Consider the following 12695-nt stretch of genomic DNA (forward strand, 5'->3'; position numbering starts at 1 on the left):
CCACCCCGATGACCAACCCCTGTCACGTGGTCGCCCCTTACCGCAGGCAGGAGAACCTGGCCGCAGTCAGCGCCCGAAGCCCGCGTCGCGCAGCGCCTGCGCCATCGATCCGGCGGCCGGGGTTGACTCCCGACTGCCGGACTTCTTGGCTGGGAGTGTCTTTGGTCGCTCCCCACGGTTCTTCGGATTGGCGGTCTTGGTCTGGCCACGCTGCTGCGGGGTGTCGTTGAGGCGCAGCGTCAGCCCGATGCGCTGGCGATCCACGTCGACCTCGAGGACCTTCACCCGCACCACTTGGCCGGAGCGCACGACCTCGTGTGGGTCGGAGACGAAGCGATCGGACATCGCGGAGACGTGGACGAGGCCGTCCTGGTGGACGCCGACGTCAACGAAGGCGCCGAACGCGGCGACGTTGGTCACCACGCCCTCGAGGATCATCCCAGCCTTCAGGTCTGCCACCTTCTCCACACCCGCGGCGAACGTCGCCGTCGAGAACGCCGGTCGCGGATCGCGTCCGGGCTTCTCCATTTCGGCGAGGATGTCGGTGACCGTGGGGATGCCGAATCGATCGTCGGCGAAGTCGGCGGGCCGAAGAGAACGCAGCGACCGCTCGTCGCCGATCAGTTCGGCGAGCGTGACGCCCGACCGGTCCAGGATCCGCCGCACGACCGGGTATGACTCGGGGTGGACGCCGGATCCGTCGAGCGGGTCGTCGCCATCACGAATCCGCAGGAAGCCCGCGCACTGTTCGAAGGCCTTGGGGCCAAGGCGGGGGACCTTCAGCAGCGCCTTGCGGTTGCGGAACGGCCCCGACGTCTCGCGGTGGGCCACGATCGCCTCGGCCAACGAATCGGAGACTCCGGACACCCGGGCGAGAAGCGGGACGGACGCGGTGTTGAGGTCGACCCCCACCGCGTTCACGGCGTCCTCGACGACCGCGTTCAGGCTGCGGGCCAGCGTCCCCGGCGACACGTCGTGCTGATACTGACCCACCCCGATCGACTTCGGGTCGATCTTCACCAGCTCGGCCAGCGGGTCTTGCAGTCGCCGTGCAATCGACACCGCTCCGCGCAGGGTCACGTCCAGGCTCGGTAGCTCGTGCGCGGCGTAGGCAGAGGCCGAGTACACCGACGCACCTGCCTCGCTCACCATGGCCTTGGCGGGTGCGGTGGCGCCGGAGGACCGGATGTCGGCGATGAGTTCGGTTGCCAGCGTGTCGGTTTCACGCGAAGCCGTCCCGTTGCCGATGGCGATGAGGTCGACGCCGTGGCGTGCCACCAGGGCCGCCAACGTGGCCTTGGCCGTATCCCATTGCCTCTGCGGCTGGTGAGGAAAGATCGCGCAGGTATCCACCACCTTGCCGGTGGCGTCCACCACGGCCACCTTCACGCCGGTGCGGAAGCCGGGATCCAAGCCGAGCGTCGTGCGGGTGCCTGCCGGCGCCGCGAGCAGGAGGTCCTTGAGGTTCGTGGCGAACACGGCCACCGCGTCCTCCTCGGCGCGCTGGCGTAGCCGAACACGGGCGTCGACGGCTGCCGAGACCATCAGCCTGACCCGCCAGGCCAACTTGACGGTGGTCGCGAGCCAGGGTGTTGCCGGGGCCTTCGAGGACAGGTCGACGCCGAGGGTTCGAGCGACCATGGCGTGGTACACCTCGTCGTCGCCACCGTCGAGGTTGACTGCGAGGATCTGCTCCTTCTCCCCACGCATGACGGCCAGGACACGGTGCGACGGCATGTTCTCCAATGGTTCCGAGAACTCAAAGTAGTCACGAAACTTCTGTGCTGCAGCGCTTTTCGCGACCTCATCCGACCACGGCGCAGTCCTCAGCGAACCATCGACCCAGAACTTGCCGCGGACGGCACCGACGAGTTCGGAATCCTCGGCTGCGCGCTCGATGAGGATGTGTCTGGCCCCCTCGAGTGCTGCGGCGCCGTCGGGAACGTCCTCGCCGAGGAACGCGGCGGCGGTCTCCTCCGGAACGACCGTCGGATCGGCCAGCAGCCGGTCGGCCAGGGGTTGCAGACCGGCTTCACGGGCAATCTGCGCCTTGGTCCGCCGCTTGGGCTTGTAGGGCAGGTAGATGTCCTCGACGCGCGACTTGGTGTCGGCGGTCATCAGGGCGGTCCTCAGCTCGTCGGTGAGCTTGCCCTGCTCTTCGATGGAGGCCAGCACCGCCGTGCGCCGCTGGTCGAGTTCTCGCAGGTACCCGAGGCGCTCCTCCAGAGTCCGAAGCTGGCCGTCGTCCAGGCTTCCGGTGACCTCCTTGCGGTACCGGGAGATGAACGGGACGGTCGCCCCCTCGTCGAGGAGCCGGACGGCGGCAGCGACCTGCGCCTCGCGTACGGCCAGTTCCTCAGCGAGACGGGCATTTACGGACTTGACGCTTTGGCTCGGAGTCACGCGACGACCCTAACGGATACCCCTGACTCACCCGCGCTGCCGCTGCCGAGGCAAGGAAACCTCCGAACGCCGACCATCCCGCGAAGCCAATCAGCCCGTTCTTGGCGAGCAGCACCAGCGCGACTCCCGCGAGGCACATCATCGCGCCGGCAATGACGGACCGAGCTCCGGTGGCCCCGACCGGCGCGTCCCACCACGGCAGCCGGCGATGCTCGAGCGGCGACAGCAATCGGAACATCACGGCCATGACCACTGCGAACACGACCGCGCGCAGTGCCAATGGGCCCCAGAATCCCGATTCGTGCACGTCGTAGGCGTCCAGGCCGACGGCGTGCAGGCATAACATGGAGATCGCAATCGCCGGAATGTGCCAGAGGTAGAGCGTCATCGCTCCGCCGTTGCCCACCGCGACGACGTGCCAGGCGCGAGGCCGGGCGGCCCATCGCCGGATCGCGCCCGCGACGGAGACGAACAGGTACGACATCCAGGTGCAGTGCAGCGCAAGCAGCAGGGTCGGCGGTGACACGTTGGACATTCGCTCGACTCCGGTCACCACCAGCGAGACCTCGTAACGCCCTAGCACGACGAGCGCCACCTGGGCGGCGAACGCGGATGCGGCGACCGCGAGCGCCGCGTGCTGGCCGATCAGGCGGCGCGCGTACGCCACGCCGATCACCGCGGGGATCAGCCAGACGATCACGAAGTTCGCAACCCCCGCCGTCGGCGTGCCGACGGCGAATCGAATTTCGTCGACCGCCGCTGCCGCGACGAGGAGGGCGGCGACCACGCTTGCGACCGCACGTCCCGTGGACAGACGTGTCAGCGCGGGCACGAACGCGAGCACCAGTAGGTACACGCCGAGAAACCACAGGAGTGCGACGCTCTCGCGTCCCACATCCTCCGCGGACGCCGCTCCGAGCGTCAGCCGCACCACCAGGAGACCCACCGTCCACGCCGCGAGGTACCAGAACACGGGGCGGCACAGCCGCTGTGCCCTGGTGAACAACCACGTGCCCCATGGCGTGCCGGAGCGCCAGCCGTAGGCGCCAGCAGCGCCACCGGCGAGGAAGAACAAGGGCATCACCTGAACGATCCACGTGACGGGTTCGATCGCAGGTAGTGAGCCCAGGAGGTTGCCGATTCGCAGCCCGCTGGAGTCGATGGTGGCGAGCAGTAGTGCGCAGTGCCCGAACATCACGACCACCAGCGCGGTGAGCCGGGCGACGTCGACGGCGCGGTCGCGTCCTGGGGCAGTGCCGTCGGGGATCCGGCGCGCATCGGGGCTGAGCTTGGATAGCGGCATTCACCCAGACTGCCGGGCAGCGGGCAGCAGCGGATGAGTAGGACTACGCGTCCCACGCGCTGCATGCTCTACATTGCAACCGATGCGCTTCGCAACGATTCTTCTCGCCGTGCTGATCGGTGTGATGGCGTCGCCGACCGCTCCTCCCGCGGCGGCCGAGCCCCCGCCGATGCCCGACCTCGGTGGCTACACGGCCGTGGCACCCGATGCATTCGTCTCCGACGGCGAGGTCTACTTCCAGACTCCCGACGGACTGCTGTGCGCAATCCGTCCGAACGTAGGCGCCGCAGGGTGCGACGGACGCCTGCCCGCAACGCTGATAGGTGTCAATGAGATCGTCCTGGCGGCCGACGTCAACACGCGAGGCCTGCGCGCAACGGCGAATCCCCGTTTCGTGAAGCCGTCCGGCGGTGCCGCGCCGGTGCTGCACGAGGGTCAGAAGGTCACGTTCGCCGACTTCGAATGCGCAGTTGGCCGCGGGGCGTTCACGTTCTGCGCGAAGGGATCGCCTGCGACGCAGTGGATGGTCGTGTCGCCCGGCCGGACCGGCATCGGTCCGGCGACGGCGGGTCTGCCACCGGGCTTCGCCGATCCGAACGACTTCGCCGTCGGCGATGACACCTATCTCGTCGGCTCCGGTGCGAAGAACTTGTTTCCGGTGTTTACCGTTGACGGCGGTCTCACCTGCTCGATAGTCGTCTACAGCGGTGGCGAAATCGGTTGCGACGGACCGCTTCCCGGCGTTCTCGGCGGTGAGAACGAAGTCTTCACGCAGCTCCCGGGCGCCACCGGAACACGGCGCTCCAACGACCCGAAGTTCAGCACCCCCGCCTATCCAGGGCCCATTCGGCAGTTGCCCGTCGGATATCGGGTCGACGGAATCGGCTCCACCTGCATGGCCATCACCGGCGGGGTGGCGTGCTATGGCACCCTTGCCGGCCGCACGCAGGGGTTCCAGGTCTCCCCTGCCGGAGTGTCGACGTTCGGCGGTTGAGCGCGTCAGCGAACTGGTACGGGCCGGGCAGCTACTCGATAGGCTCGGCTAGATGAGACCTCGTGCCGACGCGCGTGGCCGCACCGCAGCCGACGGACATCTAAGGCGGCTTTCGTGAGAGGTGTCTTCGTCGCGATCGTGATTGGTGTCTCCGCCATATCGCTAGCCACCGCAGGTCCGGCGTACGCCGATCCGAACGACCAGCACTTCCTCGAGGTCCTCGAGCCCAATCTCCAGTCCACTCAAGCAGTCGTGTTGGTGACCGCCGCAGAGGCCGCATACTGCCCCTGACCGGCACTGGACGGTTGAGACGCGGTCACGAGCGCCCTCAGCGTGCCATCATGCCGGTGGTTCGAAACAGTTCTGCGGCGCTGGGCGTGTGCGATTCTGGCTCGGTGAAGCTCTATCCGTTCATCGCCTGCCTGGTGCTGCTCATCGCTTCCGGTGTCACCGCGTGTCACCAGCAGGCCGCGCCGACCGACCTGAACCGCATCGTCAGCGGCGGAGTCGTTCGGGTGTGCAGCACTGGTGACTACCGTCCCTTCACCTACCGCAATCCGCAGGGGCAGTGGAGCGGCATGGACGTCGACCTGGCCGGCAACCTCGCCACCCATCTGGGCGTCACGCTGCGTCTGGTGCCAACCACCTGGTCGAACCTGATGGACGACCTGGACACCCAGTGCGATCTCGCGATGGGCGGCATCTCAATCACCCCCGACCGGGCGAAGAAGGCGCGGTACTCCGCTCCCTACCTGCGTGACGGAAAGGCCGCCGCCGTGCGGTGCGTCGACTCGGCGAGATACCGATCGCTGGCCGACATCGACCGGCCAGGGGTCCGCGTGGTGGTCAACCCGGGCGGGACGAACGCGGAGTTCGACAAGGCGAACCTGAAGAACGCCACCGTCATCGAGTACCCCGACAACAACACCATCTTCGGGCAGATCACCGACGGCAAGGTCGACGCGATGATCACCGATGCCAGCGAAATCCGTTGGCAAAGAACACAGAATCCGCAGCTGTGCGGCGTCGGCGTCGACCATACGTTCAACTCTGCGCAGAAGGCCTACCTGATCCCCAGCTCAGGTGTGGTGACTCAGCAACGGGTCAACCAGTGGCTCAACGAAATCGCCAACGACGGCACCTACGCCAAGTTCAGCCAGAAGTGGCTAGGGGGCGTCATCGGGCCGTGACGCTGCGGGCTCGACGACGATCGATGATCTGCACTCCTCATCGACTCTCGATGGTGCTGCATGTGCCTGATGTCGTGCGCATCGCATCGTAGTAGCGCCCGCCGTCGGCGAAGGAATAGATGACCACCCACTTCGCCTGCGGCAGTGGACGAACCATGTCGATGAACTGTTTCGTCGGTGTGGGCCCGGCCGGATCAACCGACGCGCGGGCAACTGATCTGCCGACCGACCGACGACGAGGCAGCGACCGCGACGATCGGGTGGGTTTTGGACGGCAATCAGGCTCGCGAGCTGACCAGGTCCCAAAGTGCCAGCGCCGGGTTCGCTCGGCGATGTCGTCACCTCCGCCGGACGACTGCTGATCATCGCGACGGCCGCCCACAGCATGGCGCCGTTCTTCAGATGCGAAGCGTTGTGCCACGCGTTGCGGCGATATGTATAAATCCATTGGTAAACAAAGCATTCGGAGCACCGAAGTTCGGAAAGAGCACCTTCAACGACACTGCGAGGAGAGCACTTCATACTTCGAGAATGGGATCAGTTGCAGCTGGCAGGTATGCCCGGATTCGGGCTAGCGGGGGGCCCGAATGGCGGTCAACGTTGACGACATCGCCGACCCGACCCGGGATTCTTTGAGTCATGGTTACCGCACAGGCCCCGAATCGGGTGGTCGGCGGCATCGTCGCGGCTTGGCTGGTGAAGGGCACTCGCGGCAGCGTGGAGTATGCAGTCGAAGCGATCTGCACATTCTCTCTGGTGTTCACTGTCGGCGCTGCCGTCGGGAGCGCAAGCCCGTTCGCTCTGCTGGGTCTCGGTGCGGTCCTCGTGGTCATGGTCTCTACCGGCAGTCAGCTCTCGGGCGGGCATTACAACCCGGCCGTGACTCTTGCGATGCTGATGCGGCGCCGCGTCGCGATGCGGGATGCGATCGCACACTGGATCGTCCAGTTCGGCTCCGGACTGCTCGCTGCGGTGGTAGTGCGGAGAATCGTCGATCCGGCGCAGGTCTCGAGAAGTGCGGCGATGAACCCGTCCAGCCGCACCCTGGTGATCGCGCTTGTTCTGGAGCTGTTGTTCACGTTTGCCCTGTGCTATGTGGTGCTCAATGTCGCTACCAGCGAGAGACATTCGAATAATTCCTACTACGGCCTAGCGCTCGGGTTCACCGTGTCGGCAGGCGCTTTCGCGGTCGCTGCGATCTCAGGTCGCCCCTTCAACCCGGAAGCGTCGCTTGGCACCGCAGTGATGGGCATGTTCGCGTGGCCGACATTGTGGGTGTATCTGGTGGCGCAGATACTCGCCGGCCTGGCGGCCGGAGTCACCTTTCTCGCGCTCGACCCGACGGTCGGCGAACCTACGTGGCGCGCTAATCCCCTTCCTGACCAACCCAATCCGACCGACGATGACGAGGCGCTCCGGTGAACAAGTCCTGCACTCCCGACACGATGCATCCCGATATCCCAGCAGACGGTGATCCGATGGCCGGCGTCACCGCCCTTGTCGCTCACCGTAGGCGTCGAGGAGCGCTTAGCGCCGCTTCGCCGTCGATCGCGCAGCGGGTGCGCGGGCGGCCAGACCAAGTGGATCCGCGCGCATCGGTCGGCTCGGCCCGTGTCCCCACGATCATCGCGATCGGTCCGTTCGACGATCGCTCACACGCCCATCAACTGGCCGCCGCATTCATCGCAGTACGACAGCAGTGTAAGGCGCAGCTCGTTCTCCTTGGAGAAGGAGTGCAGCGCGCCGTCGTGATACGGAAGACCTCCGAGCGTGCTGTCGGGACAAGTGTGCACGTGGTCTGCGGCTCCTGCGAAGACCGATGGTCCGACGTGGTCGCCACTGCAGATGTCGTTGTGCTCAGTAGCTCATCCGGGACTACCACGCTGCTGGACGTGCTGGCTGCGGGGCGAGCGGTGGTCGCCCCAGCCGACCCGACAACCGTGCAGCTGGTCGTACCCGCCATCGCTGGGTTGGTCTACCTCCCGGGGGACCTGTCCAGTATGACTGCGGCGCTTCTACGGCTCTTGACCGAACCGGTGCTAAGTCACGGAATGGGCGGTCGCGCAATAAATGTCGCACGTCGACATCACCTGGAAACTCTGGCGAAACATCAGTTCGAAGAAGGGAATCGAGTATGAGTTGGCTCGTAAATCGACTGTTGGTGTGGGTCGTCGACGTCCTCGACCGCAACCTGCTGCTCGGTGAACACAATGACGTCCTCGACACAAACCATGCTCGGCCACGGACTCCTGCCGTAAGGCCGCCCAATTGACCCCGCACCGAAGGGCAGCACAATGACCGACACGCACGCCACACCGACAGGACGCATGCCGGCATCCCGGTGGAAAGCGACGACCATTCGCTGACCATCGGCCCGGACGGACCGATCCTTCTGCACGACCACTACCTCATCGAGCAGCTGGCACAGTTCACCCGCGAACGGGTACCCGAGCGTCAGCCGCACGCCAAGGGCTCCGGCGCCTTGGGCCGATTCGAGGTCACCCAGGACGTCAGCGCGTTCACCAAAGGCGGCGGTGTTGCACCCGGGGCCATGACCGAGACGGTGATCCGGTTCTCCACGGTAGCCGGCGCGCGTGGCAGCCCAGATACCTGGCGCGACCCGCGCGGCTTCGCGCTGAAGTTCTACACCACCGAAGGCAACTACGACATCGTCGGCAACGACACCCCGGTATTCTTCCTGCGCGATGGGCTGAAGTTCCCGAGTTTCATCCGGTCGCAAAAGCGCCGCGCCGACAACAATCTGCGCGACCACGACATGCAGTGGGACTTCTGGACGCTGTCGCCGGAGTCGGCGCACCTGGTCACCTGGCTGATGGGAGATCGGGGCATCCCGCGTAGCTGGCGGCACGTGAACCTCTACAGCTGTCGCACCTTCATGTGGGTCAACGCAGCCGGCGAGAGATTCTGGTGCGTTATCACTTCATCACCGACCAAGCGCGGGGACTACCCATCGTGGACGCTGAAGATGCAGATCATGCCGGTCGAAGTCGCCAAGACCTACCGGTTCAATCCATTCGATCTCACCAAGGTCTGGCCGCACCGCGACTATCCGCTCATCGAGGTGGGCCGACTGACGCTGGATCGCAATCCCACCGACAATCACAGCCAGATCGAGCAGGGCGCCTGGGCGCCCAGCAATCTGGTGCCCGGCATCGGCGTGAGCCCCGACAAGATGCTGCTGGGCCGGATGTTCGCCTACCCCGACGCGCAGCGCTACCGCATCGGCGCGAACTACAACCAGCTCTGCAGGGCAAACAAGTCCACTGGAATCTCATCGGCACCAACTTCCGCGATCTGCACCTGCAGCTAGACGCGATCGTCGACACCGCAAGAGAGGCCAGCGACACCATTGCCGAACGGATGCGGGCCCTCAACTCGGTCCCCGACGGTCGATCCGACACAATCACGGCGTCTACCACGCTGCCCACGGTTCCGCCTGCCGAATTCAACACCACCGATACCGTCGAGCTCATCACCACGCGGATCTACGCCGACGTGGACACAATTCCAACCGTGCACGATGATGTCGATGCAGCAGACCCCTCCACAGCAGACCTGTTGCACAGCATCGTTCATGAACTGGAGAAGGCCGCGTGGACGCTCAAATCCGAGAATCGCAAAATATAAGGCGCGACGCCGTCAGCGGGCCTCGAGGTAAGCGATGACCGCGAGGACACGGCGGTGGTCATCGCCGGTCTCTGGCAGGTTCAATTTACCGAGAATGTGGCGGACATGCTTCTCGACGGTACCTTCGGTGATCCAGATCTGGTGGGCGATACCGGCATTGGACCTTCCCTCCGCCATCAAACCCAACACCTCCCGCTCACGATCGCTCAACACGGCAAGGGAGTCATCGCGCCGATGGGCGGACACCAACTCGGCCACCAGCGCCGGATCCACTACCGACGCCCCCTTGGCTATTCGCTGCAGGGTAGCGATGAAGTCGGCCACGTCGGTGACGCGGCTTTTGAGCAGGTAGCCGATGTTGTGCCCTGTCGACAGCAGCTCCATCGCATGCTCGACATCGACATGCGCTGACAGCACCAGGATGCCGGTGGCCGGCAGCTCGTCGCGGATCACCCGGGCGGCATCGAGGCCTTCGGTGGTATGGGTGGGCGGCATCCGTATGTCGGTCACCACCAATTCGGGAGTCTGCTGACGAACCATCGCCAGCAGCTGCGCACCATCACCGGCCTGGCCCACGACATCGAAACCCGAGCGATCCAGCAGGCTGGCCAGACCCTCCCGAAGCAAGACGTCATCCTCAGCCACAACCACCCGCAACGGAGTTGCTACGGGTCCGATCTGGGGCGCCGGAGCGGGACTGTGTCGACCAGGGCGCTGTTCTCCACGTGCGGCGGCGGCCACGGCCATCTCGTCGACCGTCAGGCCGTGGCGGCGCTGGGTTTCTCTCAACTCGACTCCTAGTTCGGCTGCGGTGGTTGGCCGATGGTCGGGACTGCCCGCCATCGCGTACTCGATGGCGGCCCGCACGTCGTCGGGGATGTGTTTCCCCTGGAAGTTCGGGGCCGCCTCACTGGTGACCCGGACGAACTGTGCGATCACCTGCTCATCGCTGCGACGCTCGATGGCTACGTGCCCGGTCAATGCACAGAACAGCGTGGCGCCGAGACTGTAGATGTCGGAAGCCGGGGTGGGCGCCTGGCCGTGGAGTACCTCGGGTGCGGTGAACGCCGGCGAGCCGGTCACGATGCCCGTCGCAGTCTCGAAACCGCCGACGATCCGTGCAATACCGAAGTCGGCCAAGTGTGGCTCGCCGTAGTCAGTGAGCAGGATGTTCGCGGGTTTGACGTCGCGGTGCAGCGTACCGAGGCGGTGTGCTGTCTCGAGGGCACCGGCCATCTTGACTCCGATGTGCAGCGTCTCCTGCCAGCTGAGTGGGCCGTCACGGCGAATCCGTGCATTCAACGAATTTCGGGGGTAATACGGCAACACGATGTAGGGCCTACCCGACCGCATCGTGCCGACTTCAAAGACGTTGACGATGTTCGGATGCCCGGATAGCTTGCCCATAGCGCGTTGCTCGCGCAGGAACCGTTCGAGGTTCTCCGCGTCAAGGTCGGTGGTGAGCACCTTGATGGCGACAGTGCGCTCGAGTGAGAGCTGCTCGCAACGGTAGACCGCGCCGAAACCACCGCGACCGATTTCGTGAGGATCGGCGAACCCCGCCGCGGCCAACTCCGCAGCGATGGCAGGTGTCAGGTCATACTGAGTGGCCACCGGACCAGATTCGGCCGGCGGGGGCTTCGACCCCGATGCTCTGTATTGGCCAGCGCGTGCCCATTCGATCACCCCGATGACTTGGCTCGAGGATACCGCCGCAGAGCCAGACACCCGTAGCGGTTCTGAAAATTCTAAGAACGGCCTACTGGTAGGTAAGCGGGTCAGGCGCTGCGCGGTCGGGCCTACAGTCATCGGCCGTCCCTCATTCGGATTCGCGGCTGCGATTGAATCGGTGTCCTCAGTCTGGTATCGAAGCCAGGCAGTGACATCACCGCCAGCATCCGACGTGGCCTACCGCTACCGGTAATCCTCGGGTTACTGCTAGCAGGTATGGAGCGAGCGCGACACAGTTCCAGCACTTTCCGCTCACTGGTCTTCTGGTCGCGGACTGGACGGTTTGCCAAGCACCATTGCCGACCGGTGCGGTGAGAAGGTGATGGCCGGCGACGAGCCTTCCAGTGCCGCCACCAAGTGGTCGTAGCCTGCGAATCACCCCGACCGCGCTGTTAGGCCACCCCCGGCGCCACGAGATCTCGAGCGCACCCCATGGCCGCCTCGAGCTCATCGACCGTGAGTCCGTCCGTTCGGCGGAGGTGGATCTCGATCTGGTACTCCGGCTGACCGGCACTGCCAAAGATCGGAAGGACCACGAATTCCGTGGTCACCAGCTCTGTTTCCAAAGTTCGGGTCACCGACGTCAAGGTCACCATCGTCATCAGCGTGCTCAGTTGGCGCGTCACCGATGCGGTGGGTTCCATCGATGCAAGCACTCCGGCGAGGCGCTCGTGCAGGGACGATTGAGCGTCATCGAAGCGCCAAGCCCCATACCCACGATCCCGGATGTCACCTAGCACCTGGCAGTGTTCTTCGATGTCGCTCTGGGTCAGCCGTGGCACGACCCGTTGCAGCCAGTTCGCGATCGCGTCGGCGTCGCGCCTCGCCATCGCGACCAGACCGAACGGCGGATCTATCGGGAAGCGATGACCAACCGCGTGCTCGCCGTCGATGGGATGCCCGACGGTGTCGACGGTGATCAGATGCCGCCCGCCGATCTTGGACATCGAGCAGCCCGCGTCGAGACGCTCGTGCAGTTCCATCAGCGCAGCGCGGCCGCCGTCGAGCAGCGGGAACTGCCTGCGCAGTCCATGCACCAAACCGAACAGGCCACTGCCCAGCCTGAACCTTCGGTCGTCGTAGCGGGCCACCCAGCCGCCTCGCTCCAGTTCGGCCAGCACGAGTGCGCACGTCGACGTGGTGATGCCGCATTGCCTGGCAAGTTCGGCCGAGGTCCGACCTTCGACCGAATCCGCCAGCGCCTCAACCACGTCCATCGCGCGGCGAGTCGGCGGCGACTTCGGCGTTGACGTTCCCACGATCACCTCCCTTCCATACGTCCAAATAATACCGACATGCATCCTAATAATAGGGGATTGATGGCGATCGAAGTGGGTGTCTGGGGCAACTTTCGCGTGCCCGAGGCGCTCGACGACATGGTGCGGCTTCTACGGGCGGGCAAGGACGTGGTGTCCTGCTCGGTGGT

10 protein-coding genes and 1 pseudogene are annotated in these 12695 nt (G+C 65.3%); 7 read left to right on the forward strand and 4 right to left on the reverse strand.

Annotated features, from left to right (window positions below; translation table 11 throughout):
• Positions 1-66: 66 nt before the first annotated feature.
• Together QOI01_RS28855 and QOI01_RS28860 are read right to left on the reverse strand one after the other, a co-directional pair.
• Complete coding sequence (locus QOI01_RS28855) at positions 67-2403, reverse strand: Tex family protein (protein ID WP_526386567.1); 2337 nt, start codon at positions 2401-2403, stop codon at positions 67-69.
• Positions 2357-3706, reverse strand: coding sequence for an acyltransferase family protein (locus QOI01_RS28860; protein ID WP_526386568.1), 1350 nt, complete (start codon positions 3704-3706; stop codon positions 2357-2359). The genes QOI01_RS28855 and QOI01_RS28860 overlap by 47 nt, the downstream gene beginning before the upstream one ends.
• An 82-nt stretch (positions 3707-3788) precedes the next feature.
• Here QOI01_RS28860 and QOI01_RS28865 point away from each other — a divergent pair, with 82 nt between their 5' ends.
• From QOI01_RS28865 to QOI01_RS28895, 7 genes and pseudogenes are all read left to right on the forward strand, one after another.
• On the forward strand, positions 3789-4700 hold the full coding sequence (locus QOI01_RS28865) for a hypothetical protein (RefSeq protein WP_526386569.1): 912 nt from the start codon (positions 3789-3791) through the stop codon (positions 4698-4700).
• A gap of 114 nt (positions 4701-4814) precedes the next feature.
• Entirely contained in the window at positions 4815-4991 is a 177-nt protein-coding gene (locus QOI01_RS28870) for a hypothetical protein (protein WP_526386570.1), read from the forward strand.
• A gap of 50 nt (positions 4992-5041) precedes the next feature.
• Entirely contained in the window at positions 5042-5890 is an 849-nt protein-coding gene (locus QOI01_RS28875) for a transporter substrate-binding domain-containing protein (RefSeq protein ID WP_526386571.1), read from the forward strand.
• A gap of 639 nt (positions 5891-6529) precedes the next feature.
• Entirely contained in the window at positions 6530-7312 is a 783-nt protein-coding gene (locus tag QOI01_RS28880; protein WP_526386572.1) for an aquaporin, read from the forward strand.
• Between the two features lie 56 nt (positions 7313-7368).
• Positions 7369-8028, forward strand: a complete 660-nt coding sequence (locus QOI01_RS28885) for a glycosyltransferase (protein WP_526386574.1) — start codon at positions 7369-7371, stop codon at positions 8026-8028.
• A gap of 203 nt (positions 8029-8231) precedes the next feature.
• Positions 8232-9098, forward strand: a pseudogene (locus QOI01_RS28890) (catalase); the annotation flags it as partial.
• A complete protein-coding gene (locus tag QOI01_RS28895; RefSeq protein WP_526386575.1) occupies positions 9035-9538 on the forward strand; it encodes a Dps family protein in 504 nt (167 codons plus the stop codon). The pseudogene QOI01_RS28890 and the gene QOI01_RS28895, both read left to right, overlap by 64 nt.
• Positions 9539-9550: 12 nt before the next feature.
• Here QOI01_RS28895 and QOI01_RS28900 read toward each other — a convergent pair whose 3' ends face one another.
• Positions 9551-11152 (reverse strand): protein kinase domain-containing protein, encoded by a 1602-nt coding sequence (locus QOI01_RS28900; protein WP_526386573.1) that lies wholly within the window; start codon positions 11150-11152, stop codon positions 9551-9553.
• 509 nt (positions 11153-11661) lie between these two features.
• Positions 11662-12486: an IclR family transcriptional regulator gene (locus tag QOI01_RS28905; protein WP_526386576.1), complete on the reverse strand. Its 825-nt coding sequence runs from the start codon at positions 12484-12486 to the stop codon at positions 11662-11664.
• Positions 12487-12695 lie beyond the last annotated feature (209 nt).

The organism is Mycobacterium sp. (assembly GCF_032162605.1).
Classification (GTDB): domain Bacteria; phylum Actinomycetota; class Actinomycetes; order Mycobacteriales; family Mycobacteriaceae; genus Mycobacterium.

Excerpts from the sequence above, each read along its gene's own strand:
- QOI01_RS28860 (WP_526386568.1), bottom strand. The coding sequence starts at position 3,706 with ATGCCGCTATCCAAGCTCAGCCCCGATGCGCGCCGGATCCCCGACGGC.
- QOI01_RS28865 (WP_526386569.1), top strand. The coding sequence starts at position 3,789 with ATGCGCTTCGCAACGATTCTTCTCGCCGTGCTGATCGGTGTGATGGCG.
- QOI01_RS28875 (WP_526386571.1), top strand. The coding sequence starts at position 5,042 with ATGCCGGTGGTTCGAAACAGTTCTGCGGCGCTGGGCGTGTGCGATTCT.
- QOI01_RS28880 (WP_526386572.1), top strand. The coding sequence starts at position 6,530 with ATGGTTACCGCACAGGCCCCGAATCGGGTGGTCGGCGGCATCGTCGCG.
- QOI01_RS28885 (WP_526386574.1), top strand. The coding sequence starts at position 7,369 with ATGGCCGGCGTCACCGCCCTTGTCGCTCACCGTAGGCGTCGAGGAGCG.
- QOI01_RS28905 (WP_526386576.1), bottom strand. The coding sequence starts at position 12,486 with ATGGACGTGGTTGAGGCGCTGGCGGATTCGGTCGAAGGTCGGACCTCG.